Source organism: Streptomyces sp. NPDC012474, assembly GCF_042955185.1.
GTDB classification, from domain to species: domain Bacteria; phylum Actinomycetota; class Actinomycetes; order Streptomycetales; family Streptomycetaceae; genus Streptomyces; species Streptomyces cahuitamycinicus.
The window spans coordinates 1-23750 of record NZ_JBIBEP010000013.1 but is presented as its reverse complement, the minus strand read 5'-3'; the positions used below and the strand labels follow the sequence as shown (position 1 = coordinate 23750).

Below are 23750 nucleotides of genomic sequence, written 5' to 3'. Positions count from 1 at the left end.
TCTCGCTGTCTAGCCTTTCATTGCATCAATCTCCAGGTGATGCGGTACGGATTTCGCAGGCGTCAGGGTCGTTTTGAAGGTTTGAGTCGCCGAGAATCCGCTCGGCGGCGCCCCGGTGCAGCCCGGCCGACGCGGGATCACCCAGGCGTTCCAGGGTGTCGGCGACCCGCAGGTGCAGGGCGGCCTGCAACCGCGGATCCTCGGCGCGCCGCGCCCACTCCACGGCCTCCCGGCAGGTGCGCAGCGACTCCTCGGGCCGGCCCGCGTACTCCTGGACCCGCGCCAGCTCGCTCAGCGCCCGCGCCTGAGCGGCCACGTCGCCGTTCTTGCGGTGACCGGCGACCGCCGCGCGCCAGTTCCGCAGGGCCTCGCCGTAGCGGCCCGCGAAGGTGTGGGCGGCGGCGATCCGCCCGTAGAGCCGGGCGGCCTCGGCGCGCTCGTCCCGGGCGAGCCGTTCGGCCAGCGCGCGCCCGAACCAGTCGGCGGCCCGGTCGTAGTCGCCGAGCTCCAGGTGCGCGCCGCCTACGGATTCCATCGCGCGGCCGGTCGCGTACGGGTCGTTCACCTCGCGCCCGGCGTCCAGTGCGGCCCGGTAGCGGGTCAGGGCGTCGGCGGTGCGGCCGGTGCGGGCGTCGAGGTCGCCGAGGTTGAGCAGGGCCGCCGCACGCTCCCGGGGCAGGTCGCGGCGTTCGGCGATGCCGAGGACGAGGCTGTGGATGTCGTAGAGGTCGGCGGCGGCGGCCTGGGTGCCGATGTGCGCCGCCATCGCCCGGACCAGCTGGGACATCAGCCGCCGGGCCAGAGTGTCCAGCTCCCCGTCGGCGACCGCGAGCCGGGCCGAGGCCAGCAGGGCGGGCCGGGTCAGGCGCAGCCAGTCGGCGGCGTCCCGCGGGGTGGGAAAGCGCAGGGCGCGCGGCATGTCGAGGAGCTTCTGGCGCGCCTGGGGGCTGTCGGTCTCGGTGATCGCCCGGCAGGCCTGGAGCAGCCGTACGGTCCGCTCCAGCATGCGTGCGCGCGCCAGCTGGAGCTCGGCCGGGCGTTCGTGGTGCTCGGCGAGGATCCGCAGCTGGGGGTGCAGGCAGGCGGGCACCTCGTACTGCGGCAGCGGTGAGTCCACCGTGTGCAGGAAGCCCAGGGCGACGAAGTCGTCGAGCGTGGTGCGGGCGCTGCCGACCGAGCAGCCGACGAGCGCGGAGGCGGTCTGCGGGTCGACCAGTCCGGCCGGGGCGAGGGCGAGCAGGCGCAGCATCCGCGCGGCGCCGGCGGGCAGGGCGGCGTGGGCGAGCCGGAACACCCGGGTCAGGGCGGTGCCCTCGGTGTCCTCGGCGCGCAGCTGCTTGGCGAGGTCGGAGACGGCGGCCTGGGGGCGTGCCGCGAGCCAGCCCCCCGCCAGCATCAGCGCGGCGGGCTGCCCCTGGCACTCCTCGGCGAGGCCCTCGGCGGCACGGGGGTCGACGGTGATGCGGACCGAGCCGGTGTGCCGGGTCAGCAGTTCCACCCCGGACTTGGCGTCCAGGCCGCCCAGGGTGCAGGGGCGGACGTCGGAGATGCCGGTCAGCGGGCCTCCGGAGACCGCGACGACGAGGCAGTCCGGGGTGTCGGGCAGCAGGGCGTCGACCTGCTCGGCGTCGGCCGCGTCGTCGAGCAGGAGCACGGCGCGGCGGTGGGCCAGTGCGGTGCGCAGGGCGTCGGTGAGGTCGTCGTCGCAGGCCCCGGCCGGCGCCGGCTCGTCCAGGGCGGTGAGAAGGTCACGGGCGGCACGTCCGACGGGGACCGGGGTGCCGCCGGGCTCGGTCAGGCTCGCCCGCAGCACTCCGTCGGGGTAACGGTCCGCAACCTGCCGGACGAGTTCCTCGGCGAGTGCCGTGCGGCCCGAACCGGGCCTGCCGGCGATGAGCAGCACGCGCGCGCGAGGTGCTTTCCGGCCGGCCAGGGTGTCCAGCCCGGCACGCTCGATGTCGGCGCGCAGTTCCTTCAACTCCCGTGTGCGGCCCAGGAACTCGATCTCCCCGGCAGCGCGCCCGGCCGGCCGCACGTCGCCTGTCTCCACGACCTGATCCGCCACGGGCCACACTCCCGTCCCACCGCGCACGCGAGCCCGCCGGGACTCCGGTTCGGGCGTGCTCCAGAGCCTAGTTCACGCTCTGCAACGTTCCCGGAGGAGCACGGCGGGCACGGCGGGCGCATCCCCCGATCGGATCAGCAGATCGTAGGACTGACAGCGTCAGGGGCCGCCCCATAGGGGCGCGGGGACTGCGCGACAAGCCACGACACCGCCGCACACGGCCGACGGCCTACACGGCCCCCAGCGGAGCGCCTACACCTCGAACGGGCGGGCCGGCCAGGGCGCCTGGGCCGGGCGCAGGGCCTCCAGGCCGTCACCGCCCCGGGCGGCGACCAGCGAGAGGACGCCCACGACGAGGCAGTTGTTGTGCAGCTCGCCGGCCAGCACTCCTCGCACGAGGTCCTCGACCGGCACCCGGTCGAGGACCATGTCGGCCTCTTCCTCCTCGACGGCGAAGCGCTCACCCTCGGCCTCGGACAGGTCACGCGCCAGGAAGATCCGGACGGCCTCGTCACAGCCGCCGGGCGTGGTGTAGACGTCGGTCAGCACCCGCCAGTCCTCGGCCTTGACGTGCGCCTCCTCGTAGAGCTCGCGCTGCGCGGCGTGCAGCGGGTTCTCGCCGGGGACGTCGAGCAGTCCGGCCGGGATCTCCCACAGCTTGTGGCGCACGGGGTGGCGGTACTGGCGCAGCACCAGCACGCGGTCGTCCGCGTCCAGGGCGAGGACGGCCACGGATCCGGGGTGGACCTGGTAGTCACGGCCGACCACGGTGCCGTCGGGCATGACCACGTCGTCGGTGCGGACGGAGGTCTTGTTGCCCACGAAGGGAGTCTGCGTCGCCCGGATCTCCCACTCCTCCGGGGCGTCCTTGATCGTCATGCCTGTCCTTCCACGTGCCACCCGACCTGCCGAAACGAAACCGGGGTGCACACCCTTTGAAGGGATGCACCCCGGCCACCGTACAACTGGTGTGTTACTTCGAAGTCTTCCGCTCGACCGAGGCCTTGACGAGCCCGGCGAACAGCGGGTGCGGGCGCGTCGGGCGCGAGCGCAGCTCCGGGTGGGCCTGCGTGGCGACCAGGTACGGGTGGACGTCGCGCGGGTACTCGACGTACTCGACGAGCTTGCCGTCCGGCGAGGTGCCGGAGAACAGGATGCCCGTCTGCTTCTCCAGCTCGGCCCGGTAGGCGTTGTTCACCTCGTAGCGGTGCCGGTGACGCTCCTCGACGTACTCCTTGCCGTCGTACACCTCGCGCACGATCGAGCCCTCGGCCAGCTTGGCCGGGTACATGCCGAGCCGCATGGTGCCGCCCATGTCACCCTCACCGGCGACGATGTCGAGCTGCTCGGCCATGGTGGAGATGACCGGGTGGGAGGTGGCCGGGTCGAACTCGGTGGAGTTGGCGTCGGTGATGTCGGCCAGGCTGCGCGCGGCCTCGATCACGATGCACTGCAAGCCGAGGCAGAGGCCGAGCAACGGGATCTTGTTCTCGCGTGCGTACTTGATCGCGCCGACCTTGCCGAGCACACCGCGGTCGCCGAAGCCGCCGGGAATGCAGATGCCGTCGACATCGCCGAGCTGCGCCGCGGCGCCCGCCGCGGTCTTGCAGTCGTCGGAGGTGACCCACTTGATCTTCACGCGGGCCCGGTTGGCGAAGCCGCCCGCGCGCAGCGCCTCGGTGACCGACAGGTAGGCGTCGGGCAGGTCGATGTACTTGCCGACCAGGGCGAGGGTGATCTCGTGGTCGGGGTTGTGGACGCGGTCGAGCAGGTCGTCCCAGGTCGTCCAGTCGACGTCGCGGAACGGCAGGTCGAGCTTGCGGACGACGTAGGCGTCCAGCCCCTCGCCGTGCACCGTCTTCGGGATGTCGTAGATCGAGCGGGCGTCGGGGCAGGCCACCACGGCGGCCTCGTCGACGTCGCACATCAGCGAGATCTTCCGCTTGATCGCGGTCGGGACCTCGCGGTCGCAGCGCAGCACGATCGCGTCCGGCTGGATACCGATGTTGCGCAGGGCCGCAACCGAGTGCTGGGTGGGCTTCGTCTTCAGCTCACCCGAGGGGCCGATGTACGGCAGGAGCGAGATATGCACCACGAACACGTTGTCGCGGCCGACCTCGTGACGGACCTGGCGGACGGTCTCCAGGAACGGCAGCGACTCGATGTCGCCGACCGTGCCGCCGACCTCGGTGATCACGACGTCGACCTCGTCCGTCGCCATGCGGCGGATGCGGTGCTTGATCTCGTTGGTGATGTGCGGGATGACCTGCACGGTGTCGCCCAGGTACTCGCCGCGCCGCTCCTTGGCGATCACGGTGTTGTACACCTGGCCGGTGGTGACGTTGGCGGAGCCGTCGAGGTCGCGGTCGAGGAAGCGCTCGTAGTGGCCGATGTCCAGGTCGGTCTCGGCGCCGTCGTTGGTGACGAACACCTCACCGTGCTGGAAGGGGTTCATCGTGCCCGGGTCCACGTTCAGGTACGGGTCGAGCTTCTGCATCACGACGCGCAGGCCCCGGGCCTTGAGCAGCATGCCGAGGCTGGAGGCTGTCAGGCCCTTGCCCAGCGAGGAGGCGACACCCCCGGTGACGAAGATGTGCTTGGTCGTCGAATTACGAAAAGCGGCGGGCGGCATGGCCAAGACGGGGCTCCCGTGGTCGCGGTCTGGGGGTGCGGTGCGGCTGCCCACCGGATATCTCCGGGGTGCCGTCGCTGCGGTTCGGGGGTTCCCTGTCGGGAAGGGGCCCACCGGTCCACGGGCTACCAGCGTATCAGCGCCGCGGGGCGATGGCTTCCGGCCACGCTCCGCACACATTCCGACACGGAGGCGACCACACTCACCGCTTCCTCACCCGTTGCTCACTCGTTCGGCGTACTCCCCTTGTCCGGACGGGCACCCGGATCATCCTCGTGCGTCGTATCCTGCTCGGACACTCGCTGCCGAGCCCGTCCGGCCCAACGGCACCACCCCCCGCCCGTAAGCACCGGAACAACGTGAGCTCGTCAGTTCGTTGAGCAACAATTGGCGCTTTGCATCACGGCTGAGTGACCTGTTTTGCTTCAGTGCTCAACGACGCATTGCAAGACTTGCTGAAACCCCCCTTGACCGCACTAGCGACAGCCCCCCTCGTGGGGTGACGTGGCCGTTCGACTGGAGTTGCACGTGGCCGGGCGCATCGAAGATTACGCACTCATCGGAGACATGCAGACCGCTGCCCTGGTCTGCAGGGACGGCACGGTCGACTGGCTGTGCCTGCCCCGCTTCGACTCGCACGCCATCTTCGCCGGCCTGCTGGGCACCGAGGAACACGGCTTCTGGCGGCTCGGCCCCGCGTACGCCTCCGACCAGCAGCCCCCCACCGCCGCGCGGCGCAGCTACCGGGGCGACTCGCTGATCCTGGAGTCCGAGTGGGACACCCAGCGGGGCACGGTCCGGGTGACGGACTTCATGCCGCCGCGTGACGGCGCTCCGCAGCTGATCCGCATCGTGGAGGGCGTCTCGGGCCGGGTACCGATGCGCTCGGCGCTGCGGATGCGGTTCTCCTACGGGCGGGTGGTGCCGTGGGTGCACAAGCACGAGGGGCGCACGGTGGCCGTCGCGGGCCCCGACTCCGTGTGGTTCGACACATCCGCGGAGACCTACGGCAAGTCGCTCACCACGTACGCGGACTTCACGGTCGCGCCGGGTGACCGGATCGCGTTCACGATCTCCTGGCAGCCCTCGCACAAGGAGCCGCCACCGCTGCCCGAGCCGGAGCAGTCGCTGGAGGCGACGGAGGACTTCTGGCGCGAGTGGGTCGATCACTGTACGTACCACGGCCCCTACCGCGAGGCCGTGGTGCGCTCGCTGATCACGCTGAAGGCCCTGACGTACGCCCCGACCGGCGGCATCGTCGCCGCGCCGACCACCTCCCTGCCGGAGGACATCGGCGGCGTCCGCAACTGGGACTACCGCTACACCTGGCTGCGCGACGCGGCGATCACCCTGTCCTCCCTGCTGCGCACCGGTTACCGCGAGGAGGCCCGGGCCTGGCGCGAGTGGCTGCTGCGCGCGGTGGCCGGCGACCCGGAGAACCTGCAGATCATGTACGGCATCGCCGGGGAGCGCGAGCTCGGCGAGGCGGAGCTGGACTGGCTGCCGGGCTTCGAGAGCTCCACCCCGGTCCGGGTCGGCAACGGCGCGGCGCACCAGCTCCAGCTGGACGTGTACGGCGAGGTCACCGAGGCCCTGCACCTGGCCCACATGACGGGCCTCGCCCGCAACGACTACGCCTCGCTGCTCCAGCTGAAGCTCATCCGCTACCTGGAGGACCACTGGCAGGAGCCGGACGAGGGCATCTGGGAGGTGCGCGGGCCGCGCCGCCACTTCGTGCACTCCAAGGTGATGGCCTGGGTCGCGGTGGACCGCACGATCAAGCTGATCGAGTCCGGCGACGCGGACGGCCCGCTGGAGCGCTGGCGGGAGCTGCGCGACGACATCCACCGGGACGTGTGCGACAAGGGCTTCGACAAGGAGCGCAACACCTTCACACAGTCGTACGGCTCGAAGGAGCTGGACGCCTCGCTGCTGCTGATCCCGCAGATGGGCTTCCTGCCGCCGGACGACAAGCGGGTCATCGGCACGATCGAGGCGATCCAGCGTGAGCTGTCCACGTCGGACGGCTTCATCCTGCGCTACCCGACCACCAGCGGTGACGAGAACGTCGACGGTCTGCCCGGTGACGAGGGCGCGTTCCTGGCCTGCTCGTTCTGGATGGCCGACGACCTGGCGATGATCGGCCGCGTGGACGAGGCCCGCAAGCTGTTCGAGAAGCTGCTGTCCCTGCGCAACGACCTCGGTCTGCTGGCCGAGGAGTGGGACCCGCGTCTGCAGCGCCAGGTCGGCAACTTCCCGCAGGCCTTCAGCCACGTGCCGCTCATCGACACGGCACTGCGCCTGACGGCTTCGGGCGCGTACGGCGGCTGAGCGGGGCGGCCCGCCGGGGTCTCACTCCGGCCTGAGGGCCGTGAGCGTGCGCTCCCCCGCGGGATCACCGGCCGTGGCCGGGACGAGGGCGATCTCGTCCAGTCCGGCCTCGGCGTAGGCGGCGACACGGGCGCGGACGGTGTCGGTGTCGCCGACGAGAGCTACCGTGCCGGCGGCCTCGGGCGGCAGCGCCCGCAGCAATGTGTCCGCGTCGGCGCCCTTGGCGGCCAGCTCGACGACCTCGGCGAAGCCCGCGTCGACGAACATGTCGCTGTAGCCCGGCACCGCGAGGTAGCCGACGACGCTGCGCAGGACCTGCCTGAGCGTCTCCGGCTCCGGATCGACGGCGGCGGGGAGCCAGGCGGCCAGCCGCGGCGGCGTACGGCCCGCCTTCTCGGCGGCCGCGAGCATCCGGCCGCGCAGCATGCGGACCTGCTCGGGCGAGACGAGGTCGAGCAGCATCCGGTCGGAGTGCGCGACGGCGGCGGCGACCGCCCGCTCCCCGAACGCGGCGACGGTGACCATGCCTCCGGGCGGTGGCAGCCGGCGCGGGAACCCGCTGCCGGGCACGATCGGCTCGCCCGGCACGCCGTCCATCAGAGCCCGTACGGCCGCCGCCGACTCCGCGAGGGCCGCCGCGGGCCGGATCCGCGGCCGGCCGTGCACGCCCTCGACGACCCGCTTGCTGGAGGTGCCCAGGGCCACGCCGACGGGCCGGCCCGTGACGGCCGCGGTGGAGGCGGCGCCCCGGACGATGGTGAGCGGATCGCGCACCGACACCGGTACGGGCCCGGCGGTCAGCGCGACCTGCTCGGTGGCCGCGCCGATCGCCGCCGCCAGGACGAACGAGTCCCACGTGGGTCCCTCGCCCGCCCAGACCTCCCGGTACCCGAGCCGGTCGGCGAGCACCGCGACCCGCAACGGCTCCTCGACCGGACTGTCGTCCTCCCGCCCTACCGCCACCACGCTCATGTCCATGACCGCGCCCGTACCCGGTCGATCACGCGCCAATCCGGGGAATTCCAGAGCGTTTCCCATGCATGATCCAGTGCGTGATTCGGCGCCTGGTCCAGTGCGGGCTCCCAGGGGTGATCGTTTGGGTGCCCCGCCGGAGATGTCCGGGAGGCATCCGCGCGGGTAGCGTCCGGCACATGGACAGCGGGACGGACAGCGGTTACGACACCCAGGGCGCCGGGATCACCGTGCAGCGGGCGCTGGAGCTGCCGGGGCTGCGCAGCGGGCTGCCCGAGGTGCTGGCGGGCGCCGAGCGGCTCGGGCGGACCGTGCGCTGGGTGCACGCCGGCGAGGTGCCGCACATCGCCTCCCTGCTCAAGGGCGGCGAACTCCTGCTGACCACGGGCTACGGGCTCGGTACCCGCCCCGCCGAGCAGCGGGCGTTCGTGCGCACCCTGGCCGATCGCGGCATCGCGGCCCTGGTCGTGGAGCTCGGTCCGCGCTTCACCCGGCTGCCCGCGGCGCTCGTCGACACGGCACGCGCAGCCGGGCTGCCGCTCGTCCAGCTGCATCGCGAGGTGCCCTTCGTCACGGTCACGGAGGAGGTGCACACCGAGATCGTCAACGGCCACTACGCGCTGCTGCAGCGGGCCGAGGAGGTGCACCGGCGGTGCACGCAGGCCGTGCTGGGCGGCGGCGGTGTGCCCCAAGTGCTGGGGATCCTGGCCGACTTCGCCGGGAACCCCGTGTTCCTGGAGACGGCGGACGGCCAGTTGCTGTACGCGGCCGGGTCCGGGCCCGAGGGCGCGGACCCGCTCCAGGTGTGGGAGGGGCTGCGCGGCCAGCACAAGGACGAGCCGCAGCTGGCGGGTTCGGTGCTCGTGGACGTGCCGGGCGGCGGGCCCGGCAGCGGGGGCGTCCGGGCCCGGCTCATTCTGCTGCCCGTGCGGTCTCCCCTGGCTCCGGTGCACCGGATGGCCGCCGAGCGGGCCGCGGGCATCCTGGCCGTGGTGCTGATGCAGGCCCGGCAGGAGGAGGAACTGGCGGCGCGGGGTCGCGGCGACTTCCTCACCGACCTCGCCGAAGGCCGGGTCACGGCCCAGGACGCCCCGGCGCAGGCCCGCGTGCTGGGTTTCCGGCCGGGCAGCGGCCCGCTGCTGCCGGTGGTCATGCGGCTGGGGGACGCCCTGGCCCCGGACGGGGGCGGCGGCCGCCCCGGTGGAGCCGAGAGCGGCGGCGGCTGGGCCGTGCTGGCCCGGGCGGTCTCGGAGGAGCTGGCGTCGGTGGGCGTGCCGGTGCTGCTCGGGGTGCGGCCGGTGGAGGGCCGGGTGCTGGTGCTGCTCGGGCTGCGTGCGGAGTCGGAGCGGGCGGCGGTCGCGGACCGGGTCGCGGCAGCGCTGCGAGCCGGTGTGGGCCGGGCCGGGCTGCCGCGACCCGGCGGACAGCCGCCCGTGATGGTCGTGGGGACGGCCGGCGGGTGGCCGGCGGCCGCCTCGGGCCTGCGGCACGCTGCCGAGACGGCCACGGCGGCCCAGGGCCTGCCGGACCGGCCCTGGTACGACGCCCGCCGCCTCGACATCGACCTGCTGCTGTGGCGGCTGCGCGACCACGAGGACCTGGCGGCCTTCGTCGACCGCGCCCTCGGCCCGCTGCTGGAGCACGACCGCCGCTCCCGGCCGCCGCTGCTGCCCACCCTCACGACCTACCTCGCCCACGCGGGACGCAAGGCGGAGACGGCCCGCGAACTGCATCTGAACCGGCAGACCCTGTACAACCGCCTGGCCCGCATCGGGGAGTTGCTGGGCACGGACCTCGACGACCCGCAGACGGTCCTGGCCCTGAGCCTGGCACTGCGGGCCCGCCGGCACGTGCCCTAGAGGCCGGCGGCCCTCGACCCTCAGCCCTCCAGCCTCAGCCTTCAGGGCAGGGGCTGGGGCTGGGTCAGCTCGTCGTACACGCTGAGCACCTGGGCGACCGTCTCGTCCTCGGTCGGCCACGTGGCGGCCTGCCGGGCTCCCCTGTCGGCCAGCAGTTCCCGGCGCTCCCGGTCGCCGAGCAGCCGGACGACGGAGTCGGCGAGGGCCCTGGCGTCCCCGTACGGGACGAGTTCGGCCGCGTCGCCGACGAGTTCGGGGATGCCGCCGACATCCGTCGCGACGAGCGGCACGCGGGCGTGCAGGGCCTCCTGGGCGAGGACGGAGCGCGCCTCCCAGCGGCTCGGCAGCAGGGCGAGGTCGGCCGCGGCGAGCAGGTCGGTGATGTCGTCGCGCCGCCCGACGAGCCGGACCGGCAGCCCCTCCTCCTCGATCCGCCCCTGCAGTTCACCGCGCAGCGGTCCCTCCCCGGCGATCACGACCAGTGGCACGGGATCGAGGCGGCGCCAGGCGCGCGCGGCGTCCAGCAGCACGTCGTATCCACGGTGGCGTTCCAGGGAGCCGACGGCCATCAGCAACGGCCTTCCGATGGCGCCGAGTTCGGCGCGCACCTTGGGCCGACGCCGGTCGGGGTCGTCGGGTTCGCGGGGCCTGCGGGGGCCGGGCAGCGCGACCGCCGCGAGCCGGGCGTCGCGCGCGCCGGTGAGCCGGGCCCGGTCCACCAGCGCCGAGGTCGTCCCCAGCACCACCGTGGCCGCCTTCACGACCCTTCGCTCCAGCACGCGCAGCATGTGGGCCCGCGCCCCGTCGGCGTGCGCCCGGTCGTGCCACGTCACCACAAGCGGAGTACGCACGCGCCGCCCGCTGAGGGCGAGCGCGGTACGGAAGGAGGCGTGCAGCCCGTGCGCGTGCACCAGATCGGCGTTGGCGCAGGCCGCCCGCAGCGCGGCCACCGACACCGGGTCGCTGCTGCGCGGCACGTGCACGTGGTCGGCCCCGATACCACTGAAGTCATAGGCGCGATCGGCCTCATAGGGGGCGCACACCGTGACCTTCACGCCCCGCGCGACGAGCCCCGCGGCCAGCGAGCGCACATGCGCACTGCTGGCGGCGTTGCCTCCGCCCAGCACCTGCACGGTGCGCAGCGGCGACTGGCCATGCGGTGAGTGGCTGCTCACGGGGGTCACGTGGCCGGGCTCCTGGTTCGGGTCGGGCGGTCACGACGCGTACTCCGCCAAGGATGCCAGGACACAAGGGGGTTCCGGGAACGCCGGAACCCCTGCGCCGTGGCAGCGGGGCGCGGCACCGGGGGAATGCCCCGGGCCGGGTCACCCACACGAGTGAAATCGGGCGACCCGCCCGGCCTTGCCGCACCACTGCCGGTGCGCCGCTGCGGGCTAGCCGTCCGCCCGAGCCGCCGCCAGCAGCTCCTCCGCGTGCGCCCGGGCCGTCTCGGAGTCCTCCTGCCCGGCGAGCATACGGGACAGCTCCCGGACCCGGTCCTCGCCTTCGAGGACCTTGACGCCGGACCGGGTCACCGACCCGTCGTTGGTCTTCTCGACCAGCAGCTGGCGGTCGGCGAAGGCGGCCACCTGGGGCAGATGCGTCACGACCACGACCTGCGCGGTCTTCGCCAGCCGTGCGAGCCGCCGGCCGATCTCGACCGCCGCCTTGCCGCCGACTCCGGCGTCGACCTCGTCGAAGAGGTATGTCGGCACGGGATCCGTCCCCGCGAACACGACCTCCACTGCCAGCATCACACGCGACAGTTCACCGCCGGACGCGCCCTTGGCGATCGGCCGGGGCGGCGCCCCCGGGTGCGGGGCGAGCAGCAGCTCGACCTCGTCGGCACCCGCGGGACCGTAGGCTACCGGGCGCCCGCCGACCTCGACGCCCTCCGGATCCTCGGTCTGCCGGATGTCGAAGGACACACGCGCGTGCGGCATGGCGAGCGAGGCCAGCTCGGCGGTCACCGCGGCGGCGAACCGCTCGGCGGCCTCCGTCCGGGCGTCCGTCAGCGCCTGCGCCAGCCCGCCCAGTTCGGACCGCAGCGCGTCCCGCTCGGCGGTCAGCTCCCCGATCCGCTCGTCGTCGCCGTCCAGTTCGGTCAGCCGGGCGGCGCTCTGTTCGGCCCAGGCCAGCACGGTGGCGATGTCCGCGCCGTACTTGCGCGTCAGCCCGGTGAGCGCGGCCCGCCGCTCCTCGACGGCCGCCAGCCGCAGCGGATCGGCGTCGAGATCGTCGGCGTACCCCGCCAGGTCGCCGGCCGCGTCGCGCAGCAGGATCCCGATCTCTCCGATGCGTTCGGCGAGCGCGGCCAGCGCCGGGTCGTGCGCCCGTACGGCGTCCAGGGCCCGCTGCGCGCCCGCGACGAGCGTCCCGGCGTCGACCCCCTCCGGGTCCTCGGGGTTGCCCGCGAGACCGGCGTGCGCGACCGCGGCGGCGGACGCCAGCGCCTCGGCGTGCCCGAGCCGCTCGGCCTCCTCGGCCAGCTCCACGTCCTCACCGGCGCGGGGCTCGACGGCGGCGATCTCGTCGAGCCCGAAGCGCAGCAGGTCGGCCTCCTGGGCCCGCTCCCGGGCCCGGGTGGTGATCTCGTCGAGTTCGGCGGCGACGGCCCGCAGCCGCTTGTACGCCTCGCCGTACTTGGCCAGCGGCCCGGCGACCGCGTCGCCCGCGTACCGGTCGAGCGCCTGCCGCTGCCGGGACAGCTTGAGCAGCCCCTGCTGGTCGGTCTGCCCGTGCACGGCCACCAGCTCGTCGGCGAGCTCGGCCAGTACGCCCACGGGCACGCTGCGCCCACCCAGGTGCGCCCGTGAGCGCCCCTCGGCGGAGACGGTACGGCTGACCAGCAGGGTCCCGTCGTCGAGCTCGGCCCCGGCTTCCTCGGCGCGTACGGCGACCGCGGCGTCCCGGGGGACGGTGATCCGCCCCTCCACGACGGCCTTCCCGGCCCCGATCCGCACGAGCGCCGGGTCGGCCCGCCCGCCCAGCAGCAACCCCAGGCTGGTGACCACCATGGTCTTGCCCGCACCCGTCTCACCGGTGACCGCGGTGAACCCGGGCGACAGCTCGACGACAGCATCGTCGATCACGCCCAGCGACCGTATCCGCATCTCCTCCAACACGGACACGACCTTACGAGGTCCGGGCAACCAATTGCGACTGGCCCGTCTCTGTCACCCACGCGGGTGGACACCGACCTCACGGGGCGCGGGGAACTGCGCGCACGGCCACAGCCGACCCGCACCCGCCGCCGACGAGCGACCACCCCCTGCGAACCGCTAGTGAGGAGCCCCCCGCCACCCGGAAACCGGCAGTGCGAACTTCGCCACCAGCCGGTCCGTGAACGAGGCGTGGTGCAGCCGCGCCAGCCGCACCGGCACGGCCCCACGCCGCACCTCCACCCGCGCCCCCGGCGGCAACTCCACGGTCCGCCGCCCGTCGCACCACAGCACCCCGGGCGGAATGTGGGGCAGAACCTCCACAGCCAACACAGAATCCGGCGATGTCACGAGCGGCTTCGCGAACAGCGCGTGCGCGGAGATCGGCACCATCAGCAGCGCCTCGACCTCCGGCCACACCACCGGCCCACCCGCCGAGAAGGCGTACGCCGTCGACCCCGTGGGCGTCGCACACACGATCCCGTCGCAGCCGAACCCCGTCACCGGCCGCCCGTCGATCTCCAGGACGATCTCCAGCATGCGCTCGGCGGACACCTTCTGCACGGCCGCCTCGTTCAGCGCCCAGTCCGTGTGCACGATGTCCCCGTTGCGGTGCACGACGACGTCGACGGTCATCCGCTCCTCGACCTCGTACGCCTTGGTCACCACCCGGTCGACGACCTTGTCGAGGTCGTCCCGCTCGGCCTCCGCGAGGAACCCGACGCGCCCGAGGTTGACGCCGAGCATCGGCACGCCCGACGCCCGCGCGAACTCGGCACCGCGCAGCAGCGTGCCGTCACCGCCCAGCACGATGAGCAGCTCACAACCGTCGAGGCACTGGGGAGTGGCCTCCTTGACCAGCTCCACCTCGGCCGGCAACGGCAGGTCGCGCGCCTCGGCCTCCAGGACGCGCACGCCGAGACCGGAGCGCAGCAGCCCCTTCACCACGAGCTCGGCACTGCGGACGGCGGCGGGCCGCCCCGTGTGGGCGAGCAGGAAAACAGTACGAGCTCGGTTCTCGGTCAACGCGGCCCCTCCGCCACTGCACGGTCTGCCTCGGCCGGGTCCAGTGCCGGTGCCCCGGACCGCAGCCACAGAAAGTATTCGACATTTCCCGACGGTCCGGGCAGCGGACTGGCCGTCACGCCCTTCACCCCGAGCCCCAGCGCCCAGGCCTTCCCGGCCACCCCCCGTACCGCGTCGGCCCGCAGCTGGGTGCTGCGTACCACTCCCCCGCTGCCGAGGCGCTCCTTGCCCACCTCGAACTGCGGCTTGACCATCATCACCAGGTCGGCGTCCGGCTTCACGCACCGCGTCAGAGCGGGCAGGACCAGCCCGAGCGGGATGAAGGACAGATCCCCCACGACAAGATCCACTGGCTCCCCATCGATCGCTTCAAGCGTCAACTCGCGTACGTTCGTACGGTCCTTGACGGTGACGCGTTCATCCTTCTGCAGGGACCACGCGAGTTGTCCGTATCCGACGTCCACGGCGACGACATGGGCGGCGCCCGCCCGCAGCAGGACATCGGTGAAACCGCCGGTGGAGGCGCCCGCGTCGAGCGCCCTGCGCCCTTCGACGGCCAGCCCCAGCGGCCCGAACACCGCGAGCGCGCCGGCCAGCTTGTGGCCGCCGCGCGAGACGTAGTCGGGGTCGCTGTCGTCCTTGGTCACCACGATCGCTGCCGCGGTCTCCACCTGCGTGGCGGGTTTGGTCGCGACGGTCCTGCCGACGGAGACCCGCCCGGCGGCGATCAGCTGCGCGGCATGCTCGCGCGAGCGCGCGAGCTTCCGGCGGACCAGCTCCGCGTCCAGACGGCGGCGTGCGACTCCTGCCACGTTCGGTTCAGCTCCTAGGTCCAGGCGGCGTCGGGGGCGCGGGAGGTCCCGGGCGTGCGTCGAGCGCGGTCAGCGCGTCGCGCAGCCCCCGGTGTACATCCTCGTACACCCCGACATGCCCGTCCGTGGCGAGGTGGTCCGCGTCGCCGAGCCGGTCCAGGGCGGCGTCCACACCGGCGTCGCCGGTCGGCGAGCGCGGCACGTTCAGGGGGGCCGGGGCGGCGGGGTCGTACGCCGGCTCGTCCTCCGCCGCCGGCGGCATCTCGGGAACTGCGTCGTCCATGCCCCGACGCTACCGCGAACCGCTGCGGTACCGTCGATCGCGATGGCCACGATCGAGGAGTGCCGCAGCGCACTCGACAAGCTCTCGGACACGATGCAGCGCGCCGAAGGGGACGTCCGCGACGCCGCGGCCCTGGACCGCTCGGTGAGCTGCCACATCACGGACCTCGACGTCACCTTCGCCGGCCGGATGCGCGGCGGGCGGATCGAGGTGCACGACACCGTGCCGGGGCCGCCGCCCGGCAAGGCCGAGATCAGACTGGCCATGACCGGCGACGACCTGGTCGCGCTGGTCGGCGGCGAACTGAGCTTCGCCAAGGCCTGGGGCTCCGGCCGTGTGAAACTGCACGCGGGCGTGCGGGACCTGCTCCAGCTCAGGAAGCTTCTGTAGCCGCGACCTTCGCGACCGTGGCCCGGGCGCGAGCCTTGCGGGCCGCCGGCACGACCAGCGGCGTGCCCGTCTCCGGGTCCTCGACGACCTGGCAGCGCAACCCGAAGACCTCCTCGACCAGTCCGGCCGTGACGATGTCCTTCGGGGGGCCCTCGGCGACGACCCGGCCCTCGCGCAGGGCGATGAGGTGGGTGGCGTAGCGGGCGGCGTGGTTCAGGTCGTGCAGCACGGCGACGAGCGTGCGCCCCTGCTCCTCGTGCAGCTCAGCGCACAGGTCCAGTACGTCGATCTGATGCTGGATGTCCAGAAACGTCGTCGGCTCGTCGAGGAGGAGCAGCGGCGTCTGCTGGGCGAGGGCCATGGCGATCCACACCCGCTGGCGCTGGCCGCCGGAGAGTTCGTCGACGTAGCGGTCGCCGAGTTCTGCGACGCCGGTCTGGCGCATGGACTCCTGGACGACGCGCTCGTCCTCGGCCGACCACTGGCGCAGGATGCCCTGGTGCGGGTAACGGCCGCGGCCGACCAGGTCGGCGACCGTGATGCCGTCGGGCGCGATGGACGACTGAGGCAGCAGGCCGAGGGTCCGCGCGACCTTCTTCGCGGGCATCGACTGGATGACCTGCCCGTCGAGCAGCACCCGGCCCTCGCTCGGCTTGAGCATGCGCGACAGCGCCCGCAGCAGTGTCGACTTGCCGCAGGCGTTGGGGCCCACGATCACGGTGAAGGAGTTGTCGGGTATCTCCACCGACAACTGCTCCGCGATGATCCGCTGGTCGTAGGCGAGGGTGACGTTCTCGGCGGACAGGCGGTTCACGGTGCTCCCTTGGTTGTTCAGTCCGCTGGTGCTTTTCTCCGTCCCGGTGCTCATATCCGGCCCGCCCTGCGCTCGCTGACCAGCAGCCACAGCAGGTAGACCCCGCCGAGCACGCCGGTGACCACCCCCACGGGCAACTGCTCGGCGCCGAACGCCCGCTGCGAGACCCAGTCGGCGACGACCAGCAGGGCGGCGCCCATGCACAGTGAGGGCAGCAGGTTCGGCCCGGGCGAGCGGGTCAGACGCCGGGCCAGCTGCGGCGCGGTGAGCGCGACGAAGCTGACGGGGCCGGCCGCGGCGGTGGCGGACGCTGTGAGCAGCACCGCCGCCACCATCAGCAGCAGCCGGACACGCTCGACCCGCACCCCCAGGGCGTACGACACGTCGTCGCCCATCTCCATCATCCGCAGGCCCCGCGCGTTGACGAGGACGAGCGGCACCAGCACGGCGGTCAGCGCGAGCAGCGGCCACACCTGGTCCCAGTCCCGGCCGTCGAGGGACCCGGTCATCCACACGACCGCGCGGGCCGCGTCCACGATGTCGGACTTGGTGAGCAGGTAGCCGTTGACCGCCGTGACGATCGCGGAGACGCCGATACCGACCAGGACCAGCCGGTAGCCGTGCACACCCCGCTTCCAGGCGAGCACATAGATGGCGAGCCCGGTCACCAGGCCGCCGACCAGCGCCCCGGCGGCGACCTGGTTGGCGCTCCCGGAGCTCAGCACGATCACCACGAGCGCGCCGGCCGTCGCCCCCTGCCCGAGACCGAGCACGTCCGGACTGCCCAGCGGGTTGCGGGAGATGGCCTGGAACAGCGCCCCGCCGAGTCCGAGTGAGGCGCCGACCAGCAGCCCGACGAGGACCCGCGGCAGCCGCAGTTCGGTGACGATGAACTCCTGGCCCGGGTTGCCCCCGCCGACGAGCGTCCGCAGCACGTCGGCGGCCGGGATCGGGAAGTCGCCGGTGCCGATGAGCACGACACTCGCCACGAGCGTCGCGACGATCAGCAGGAGCACGACGGTGACGGCCCGCACGTCCAGGCGTATCGAGAGCCCGCCCGGGCTCCGCACGGCACGGTTGGTGGTCCTCACAGCTGCGCCGTCCTCCGCCGTCGTACGAGAAAGATGAACACCGGCCCGCCGAGGATCGCGGTGACGATGCCCACCTGGAGCTCCGAGGGCCGGGCCACGATGCGGCCGATGACATCGGCGCCGAGCAGCAGCACGGGCGACAACAGCGCCGCGTACGGCAGGATCCAGCGCAGGTCGGGCCCGGTGAAGGAGCGCACGACGTGCGGCACCATCAGCCCGACGAACACGATCGGCCCGCACGCGGCGGTCGCGGCCCCGCACAGTACGGTCGCGGCCAGCATCGCCAGCGCCCGCGTCCGGTTCAGGTTGGCTCCGAGGGCCTTGGCGGTGTCGTCGCCCATGGCCATCGCGTTGAGCGGCCGGGCCAACGCCAGCGCCAGGACCGTGCCGGTCAGCAGGAACGGCAGGACCTGTGTGATGGTCGAGTCGGTCGCCGAGGCCAGCGAACCGACCGTCCAGAAGCGCATCTTGCCGAGCGCCGCCTCGTCCATGATCATCACGGCCTGGAGGTAGCCGTACAGCGCGGCGCTGATGGCCGTACCGGCGAGCGCGAGCCGCACCGGCGTCGCGCCCCGGCTGCCGCCGAGGAACCACACCAGCGCCCCGACCGCGGCCGCGCCGGAGAACGCGAACCATACGTAGCCGCTGAGCGAGGTCACCCCGAAGTAGGTGATGGCCGTGACGACCGCGGCGGAGGCACCGGCGTTGATGCCGAGCAGACCCGGGTCGGCCAGCGGGTTGCGGGTGAGGGCTTGCAGGACCGCTCCGGCCAGGCCGAGCGCGGCGCCCGCGAGCAGCCCGAGCACGGTCCGCGACAGCCGCTCCGCGACGACGACGTCCCCGTAGGTCCCCGAGTCATCGAACAGGCCGTGCCAGACCTGACCGAGGGAGAGCTCTTTCGCACCGATCGCGATACTCGCCAGCGCGACGAGCACCAGGATCGCGACGGACAGCAACAGCCCGAAGGCTCGCACCGCCCCTCGGGTCGGGGGCGCGGGGGCGGTCTCCGCGCGCTGTTCAGGGGGACTCTCGACCAACACCCAGTTAGGTTAGCCTACCCTCGCATTCGAGCAAGATTCGGCTTCCCGGTCCGTTCCGGCTTCCCGGTCCGTTCCGGGTACCCGGCCCGGGCGCTGACAGGCGCTCAGATACCCAGCCGCGCCAGCGCCTTCCCCCCGTCCAGCCCGCACGCACCCTCACCGGCCGCCGTCCACGCCGCGGCGCACAACGCGCGCAGCCCGTCCAGAGCCCCACCCTCGCCGTCGAGCTCCAGCCGGTCCGCACCGGCCGTCGCCGTCCAGCCACCGCACCGGAACCCGGCCTCGCCCACTGCGACGACCTCCGGCTGACGGCCGAGCATCCCGCGCAGATCCGCGTCCACATACGTCGGCCGGTGCTGCGGAGGTGCGGCCAGCAGCTGCGCGCCGTCGGTGACACCGGTCAGGACCAGCAGCGAGTCGACGTCGCCGTTGAACGCACCCTCGATGTCCGTGTCCAGCCGGTCCCCCACCACCAGTGGTCGCTGCGCCCCGGTCCGCAGGATCGTCTCCCGGTGCATCGGGGGCAGGGGCTTGCCCGCGACCTGCGGCTCGGCACCCGTGGCGATCCGGACGACCTCGACTGCGGCGCCGTTGCCCGGTGCGATCCCCCGCCCGCTCGGAATGGTCAGGTCGGTGTTGGACGCGAACCACGGCACGCCCCGCGCCACCGCGTAGGACGCCTCGGCGAACCGGCCCCACGGCAGATCGGGCCCGCCGAACCCCTGCACCACGGCCGCCGGATCGTCGTCCGCGGACTCCACGGGCACCAGCCCGCGCTCGCGCAACGCGACCCGCAGCCCCTCACCGCCGATCACGAGCACCCGGGCGCCCTGCGGCACCTGCTCGCTGATCAGCCGCGCGACCGCCTGCGCCGAGGTGATGACGTCCTCCGCGCCCGTGGGTATCCCCAGCTCGGTCAGATGCCCGGCCACCGTGTCCGGCGTCCGCAGCGCGTTGTTCGTCACGTACGCCAGACGCATCCCGCCCTCCCGGGCCCGGGCCAGCGACTCGACCGCGTGCGCGATCGCGCTCCCGCCCGCGTACACGACTCCGTCCAGATCGAGCAGCGCCGTGTCGTACGCCTCGCTCAGGGCCTGCCCACTGGCCTCGGGCCTCGTCCTGACGCTCCGGCTCATCCCGCATCGCTCCTCGTTCGACGGCTTTCCCCCGATCATCCCCCATGCCACCGACAGCCGTACGATGCCGGGATGAACTCAGCAGGTCACTCGGAGGCAACGACGCACCGAGGCCTGGAACTCACCCCGTTCCGAGGCCTTCGTTACGACCCCGACCGGGTCGGCAGTCTTGCCGCCGTCACATCTCCGCCGTACGACGTCGTGGTGCGCCCCGACGGCCTGCACCACCTCGAGTCCGCCGACCCGTACAACATCGTCCGCCTGATCCTCCCCCAGGCGGCCACGCCCAGCGCCCGCAACGAACGGGCCGCCGACACCCTGCGCCGCTGGCTGTCCGAGGGCGTCCTGACCACCGACCCGGAACCGGGTCTCTATGTCTACGAGCAGCAGGACGGCGACGGCATGCTGCAACGCGGCATCATCGGCGCCCTGCGCGTGTCCGACCCCGCCGAGCAGGTGGTGCTGCCGCACGAGGACGTCATGCCGCACGTCGTCGCCGACCGCGCCGCCCTCATGCGCGCCACCTCCGCCAACCTCGAACCCCTGCTCCTCACCTACCGGGGCGACGGCTCGACGGCCGTCACGGCGGACCTGATCGAGCGCACCGCCGAACGGCCTCCGCTCCTCGCCACCACGACGGAGGACGGCTTCCGCCACCGCCTGTGGTCGGTGACCTCCCCCGACGACCTGGCCACGATCCAGACCGACCTCGGCCGGCACCAGGCCCTCATCGCCGACGGCCACCACCGCTGGGCGACCTACCGCCGCCTCCGCACGGAGCACCCCTCCCCCAGCCCGTGGGACCACGGCCTGGTCCTCCTCGTCGACACGGCCCGCTATCCCCTCCGGGTGCGCGCCATCCACCGTCTCCTGCACGACCTGCCGGTCGGCGACGCCGTGGCCGCCCTGGAGGGCCGCTTCCGTGTACGCCGCCTCGAAGTGCCGCTGCCCGAGGCCCTGGACACGCTGGCCGGAGCGGCCCGCGCGGGCAACGCGTTCCTGCTGGCCGGGGACGGCGCCTTCCACCTCGTGGACCACCCGGACCCGGACCTGCTGGCCCGCACGATCCCCGCCGACCGCCCGGAGGCCTGGCGCACCCTCGACGCGACGGTCCTGCACGCCACGCTCCTGGAGCACGTGTGGCGCATCTCCGAGGACTCCCCCGCCCACGTCGCCTACATCCACGACACGACGGCCACGGTGGAGAAGGCGGAACGCGACGGCGGAACGGCCGTCCTGATGCACCCGGTCCGCGAGGAGGTCGTCCGCGACCTGGCCCGCCAGGGCGTCACGATGCCCCGCAAGTCGACGTCGTTCGGCCCGAAGCCGGCGACGGGTCTGGTCCTGCGGGCGCTGGACCTCTGACCGGACCGGAACAGCGCTGACACGACGAAGGGGCGGGACCCCGAGGCCTCTCGGCCCGGATCCCGCCCCTTCCCCTACGGACGTCAGTCCTTGTCGCCCTCGTCCTCTTCGCTCTCGAGCTTGTCGCTCTCGAGCTTGTCGCCCTCGTGCTGGTCGTCCTCGTCCGCCGTCGGCGAGGCCGGATCCTGGGGCTCGTCGCCCTCGTCCTCGACCATGGCGTCGACGAACTCCACGCCGTCCAGCTCGGCGAGCCGGTCCGAGGCGTCGGTGCTGCCGTCGCGATCGGCCTCGACGGCCTTCGCGAACCACTCCCGCGCCTCGCTCTCCCGCCCGGCGGCGAGCAGCGCGTCGGCGTACGCGTACCGCAGTCGCGCGGTCCACGGCTGCACGGAGTTCGCGGCCAGCTCCGGGCTCTGCAGCGTCACGATGGCCGCGTCGAGCTGCCCGATGTCCCGCCGCGCACCGGCCGCGACGAGTCGCATCTCGACCTGCCCGGCCTTGTCCAGCTTGTGCACCTCGGGCGCCCCGGCCATGTCCAGCGCCTTCTCCGGCCGCCCGAGCCCGCGCTCGCAGTCGGCCATGACGGGCCACAGGTCGATGTTCCCGGTCATCCGCTTGGCGGCCCGGAACTCGGCCAGCGCCTCGCCGTACTTCTGGCTGGCGTACGCGGCGAATCCGGCGGCCTCCCGTACGGCGGCGACACGCGATGCCAGCCGCAGCGCCACCCTGGAGTAGCCGTACGCGCCCTCAGGGTCCTCGTCGAGGAGCCGCGCGACCATCACCAGGTTCTTGGCGACATCGTCGGCGAGCGTCTTGGGCAGGCTCAGCAGCTCCTGCCGTACATCCTTGTCGATCTCCTCGCCCGTGACGTCCTCCGGGATCGGCAGCCGCTTGATGGGCTCCCTGTCCCGCTCCCGCTCCTCGCGGAACCGGCCGGAACCATGCCGGTCGTCACGGCCGCGGAAACCACCCCGGTCGCCGTCACGCCGATCGCCGTCACGCCGGAAGCCCGGGCGATCGCCACGGTCGTCACGCCGGGGACCGCGCGCGCCACGGTCGTCACGGCCGCGGAAGCCACCTCGGTCACCGCGGCTGTCGTCCCGACGGAAAGCCGGACGGTCACCGCGAGGGCCGTCTTCGCGACGGAAGGCCGGACGGTCACCGCGGCTGTCGTCCCGACGGAAAGCCGGACGGTCACCGCGAGGGCCGTCTTCGCGACGGAAGGCCGGACGGTCACCGCGGCTGTCGTCCCGACGGAAAGCCGGACGGTCACCGCGGCTGTCGTCCCGACGGAAAGCCGGACGGTCACCGCGAGGGCCGTCTTCGCGACGGAAGGCCGGACGGTCGCCCCGACCGGCGTCGTCTCGGCGGAAACCGCCACGCTCCCCACGGTCGTCCCCGCGGCGCTCGTCACGGCCCCGGAATCCACCGCGGTCGTCACGCCGGAAACCGCGGTCGCCGTCCCTGGAACGGTCACGATCGTCGCTGCGGAAGCCGCGGTCGCGGTTGTCGTCGCGACGGAAACCGCCACGGTCGTCGCGGCGGGGGAAGCCACCGCGGTCGCCCTCGCGCCCTTCGCCCCGACGATCATCACGCCGGTCATCGCGACGGTCGTCACGCCTGTCGTCCCGACGGAAGGCGGGACGGTCACTACGGTCGTCGCGACGGAAGGCGGGACGGTCACTACGGTCGTCGCGCCGGGGGGCGGGGCGGTCACTACGCTCGTCCCGACGGAAGGCCGGGCGGTCACCGCGATCGTCGCGCCGGGGGGCGGGGCGGTCACTACGCTCGTCCCGACGGAAGGCCGGGCGGTCACCGCGATCGTCGCGCCGGGGGGCGGGGCGGTCACCACGGTCGTCACGCCGGAACCCACCGCGGTCGCGGTCATCCCTGCGCGGCCCACGGTCGCGGTCGTCACGCCGGACGTGCCCACCACCGCGGTTGTCGTCCCGCCGGAAACCGCCACGGTCCCGGTCGTCTCGACGCTCACCACGGTCGTCCCGCCGGGGGGCGGGGCGGTCACCACGGTCGTCACGCCGGAACCCACCGCGGTCGCGGTCATCCCTGCGCGGCCCACGGTCGCGGTCGTCACGCCGGACGTATCCCCCACCGCGGTTGTCGTCCCGGCGGAAGCCGCCACGGTCTCCGCGGTCAGGGCCATCGCCCCGGTCGCCTTCACGACGCCCGTGACCCGAACGGTCGTTTCCGCCCCGGTCGTTGCCGCCCCGGTCATTGTCGCGGCTGAAGCCTCCACGGTCTCCGCGGCCCCCGCGCTGACCGCCACGGTCGTTCCGGTCGCCCTCCCGTCGCCGCTGGTCGCGCTCCGGTCGGTCGTCGGGAGAGTTGGTGGACATGGTGACTCCTGTCTTAGGTACCGCAAGTCATTCTCGCGCAGCCGGCTGCCCGGTGCGCACTGCAAAAACAAAAAGGACCCTTGGTCCCAGCTGAACGCTGGGACCAAGGGTCCTTCCAAAGATTGTTCGGCGGCGTCCTACTCTCCCACAGGGTCCCCCCTGCAGTACCATCGGCGCTGTAAGGCTTAGCTTCCGGGTTCGAAATGTAACCGGGCGTTTCCCCTACGCTATAACCACCGAAACCCTAATGGTTTCGAGCGAACAAGCACACTCTTCTATTGTCTGTTCTGCTCAAAGCCGACAACTGTTCGTTGTCTCAGAACTAACACAGTGGACGCGAGCAACTGAGGACAAGCCCTCGGCCTATTAGTACCGGTCAACTCCACACGTTACCGTGCTTCCATATCCGGCCTATCAAC

At 72.8% G+C, this 23750-nt stretch carries 19 protein-coding genes and 2 rRNA genes; 4 read left to right on the top strand and 17 right to left on the bottom strand.

The features are described from left to right. Positions 1-25: 25 nt before the first annotated feature. From ACFY9S_RS26065 to ACFY9S_RS26055, 3 genes are all read right to left on the bottom strand, one after another. On the bottom strand, positions 26-2065 hold the full coding sequence (locus ACFY9S_RS26065) for a tetratricopeptide repeat protein (protein WP_391132448.1): 2040 nt from the start codon (positions 2063-2065) through the stop codon (positions 26-28). 252 nt (positions 2066-2317) lie between these two features. Beyond that, positions 2318-2944 carry an NUDIX domain-containing protein gene (locus ACFY9S_RS26060; RefSeq protein ID WP_391132446.1) on the bottom strand — a complete coding sequence of 209 codons (627 nt, stop codon included), beginning with the start codon at positions 2942-2944 and terminating at the stop codon, positions 2318-2320. 94 nt (positions 2945-3038) lie between these two features. Further along, positions 3039-4697, bottom strand: a complete 1659-nt coding sequence (locus ACFY9S_RS26055) for a CTP synthase (RefSeq protein WP_391132768.1) — start codon at positions 4695-4697, stop codon at positions 3039-3041. A gap of 528 nt (positions 4698-5225) precedes the next feature. Between ACFY9S_RS26055 and ACFY9S_RS26050 the strand changes: the two genes are divergently transcribed. Continuing rightward, complete coding sequence (locus tag ACFY9S_RS26050; RefSeq protein ID WP_102908654.1) at positions 5226-7028, top strand: glycoside hydrolase family 15 protein; 1803 nt, start codon at positions 5226-5228, stop codon at positions 7026-7028. A 21-nt stretch (positions 7029-7049) separates the two neighbouring features. Here ACFY9S_RS26050 and ACFY9S_RS26045 read toward each other — a convergent pair whose 3' ends face one another. Next, positions 7050-8006 (bottom strand): LLM class F420-dependent oxidoreductase, encoded by a 957-nt coding sequence (locus tag ACFY9S_RS26045; protein ID WP_391132444.1) that lies wholly within the window; start codon positions 8004-8006, stop codon positions 7050-7052. Positions 8007-8179: 173 nt separating this feature from the next. On the opposite strand from ACFY9S_RS26045, the gene ACFY9S_RS26040 reads away from it, so the two are divergent. Continuing rightward, complete coding sequence (locus ACFY9S_RS26040; protein ID WP_391132442.1) at positions 8180-9859, top strand: PucR family transcriptional regulator ligand-binding domain-containing protein; 1680 nt, start codon at positions 8180-8182, stop codon at positions 9857-9859. Between the two features lie 41 nt (positions 9860-9900). Here the strand turns inward: ACFY9S_RS26040 and ACFY9S_RS26035 are convergent, their stop codons facing one another. The 5 genes from ACFY9S_RS26035 to ACFY9S_RS26015 form a co-directional block, all read right to left on the bottom strand. Beyond that, positions 9901-11043 carry a glycosyltransferase gene (locus ACFY9S_RS26035; protein WP_391132440.1) on the bottom strand — a complete coding sequence of 381 codons (1143 nt, stop codon included), beginning with the start codon at positions 11041-11043 and terminating at the stop codon, positions 9901-9903. 210 nt (positions 11044-11253) lie between these two features. Continuing rightward, positions 11254-12972 carry a DNA repair protein RecN gene (gene recN / locus ACFY9S_RS26030; protein ID WP_391132765.1) on the bottom strand — a complete coding sequence of 573 codons (1719 nt, stop codon included), beginning with the start codon at positions 12970-12972 and terminating at the stop codon, positions 11254-11256. A 168-nt stretch (positions 12973-13140) separates the two neighbouring features. Then, the gene (locus ACFY9S_RS26025) at positions 13141-14046 is read right to left on the bottom strand and encodes an NAD kinase (RefSeq protein WP_031112347.1); all 906 of its coding nucleotides are present in this window, start codon (positions 14044-14046) and stop codon (positions 13141-13143) included. Beyond that, a complete protein-coding gene (locus tag ACFY9S_RS26020) occupies positions 14043-14858 on the bottom strand; it encodes a TlyA family rRNA (cytidine-2'-O)-methyltransferase (RefSeq protein WP_391132438.1) in 816 nt (271 codons plus the stop codon). The genes ACFY9S_RS26025 and ACFY9S_RS26020 overlap by 4 nt, the downstream gene beginning before the upstream one ends. Positions 14859-14865: 7 nt before the next feature. Then, complete coding sequence (locus tag ACFY9S_RS26015) at positions 14866-15141, bottom strand: hypothetical protein (protein WP_391132436.1); 276 nt, start codon at positions 15139-15141, stop codon at positions 14866-14868. A gap of 42 nt (positions 15142-15183) precedes the next feature. Between ACFY9S_RS26015 and ACFY9S_RS26010 the strand changes: the two genes are divergently transcribed. Then, positions 15184-15531, top strand: a complete 348-nt coding sequence (locus tag ACFY9S_RS26010; protein ID WP_062926032.1) for a hypothetical protein — start codon at positions 15184-15186, stop codon at positions 15529-15531. Here ACFY9S_RS26010 and ACFY9S_RS26005 read toward each other — a convergent pair. The 4 genes from ACFY9S_RS26005 to ACFY9S_RS25990 form a co-directional block, all read right to left on the bottom strand. Further along, positions 15515-16399 carry an ATP-binding cassette domain-containing protein gene (locus ACFY9S_RS26005; RefSeq protein ID WP_391132434.1) on the bottom strand — a complete coding sequence of 295 codons (885 nt, stop codon included), beginning with the start codon at positions 16397-16399 and terminating at the stop codon, positions 15515-15517. The two genes, ACFY9S_RS26010 and ACFY9S_RS26005, sit on opposite strands and share 17 nt — an antisense overlap. Continuing rightward, positions 16396-17436 (bottom strand): iron chelate uptake ABC transporter family permease subunit, encoded by a 1041-nt coding sequence (locus tag ACFY9S_RS26000; protein ID WP_391132432.1) that lies wholly within the window; start codon positions 17434-17436, stop codon positions 16396-16398. The genes ACFY9S_RS26005 and ACFY9S_RS26000 overlap by 4 nt, the downstream gene beginning before the upstream one ends. Next, positions 17433-18476, bottom strand: a complete 1044-nt coding sequence (locus ACFY9S_RS25995; protein ID WP_391132430.1) for an iron chelate uptake ABC transporter family permease subunit — start codon at positions 18474-18476, stop codon at positions 17433-17435. Before ACFY9S_RS25995 ends, ACFY9S_RS26000 begins: the two co-directional genes overlap by 4 nt. 104 nt (positions 18477-18580) lie before the next feature. Next, a complete protein-coding gene (locus ACFY9S_RS25990) occupies positions 18581-19612 on the bottom strand; it encodes an HAD hydrolase-like protein (protein WP_391132428.1) in 1032 nt (343 codons plus the stop codon). Positions 19613-19684: 72 nt separating this feature from the next. On the opposite strand from ACFY9S_RS25990, the gene ACFY9S_RS25985 reads away from it, so the two are divergent. After that, on the top strand, positions 19685-20977 hold the full coding sequence (locus tag ACFY9S_RS25985; RefSeq protein ID WP_391132426.1) for a DUF1015 family protein: 1293 nt from the start codon (positions 19685-19687) through the stop codon (positions 20975-20977). Positions 20978-21060: 83 nt separating this feature from the next. On the opposite strand, the gene ACFY9S_RS25980 is transcribed toward ACFY9S_RS25985, so the two are convergent. From ACFY9S_RS25980 to ACFY9S_RS25965, 4 genes are all read right to left on the bottom strand, one after another. Then, positions 21061-21864, bottom strand: a complete 804-nt coding sequence (locus ACFY9S_RS25980) for a hypothetical protein (RefSeq protein ID WP_391132763.1) — start codon at positions 21862-21864, stop codon at positions 21061-21063. Then, a complete protein-coding gene (locus tag ACFY9S_RS25975; protein WP_391132800.1) occupies positions 21801-23402 on the bottom strand; it encodes a beta strand repeat-containing protein in 1602 nt (533 codons plus the stop codon). The genes ACFY9S_RS25980 and ACFY9S_RS25975 overlap by 64 nt, the downstream gene beginning before the upstream one ends. Before the next feature lie 53 nt (positions 23403-23455). After that, positions 23456-23572: ribosomal RNA gene (rrf, locus tag ACFY9S_RS25970) — 5S ribosomal RNA — on the bottom strand. Between the two features lie 105 nt (positions 23573-23677). Further along, positions 23678-23750: ribosomal RNA gene (locus tag ACFY9S_RS25965) — 23S ribosomal RNA — on the bottom strand; the annotation flags it as partial.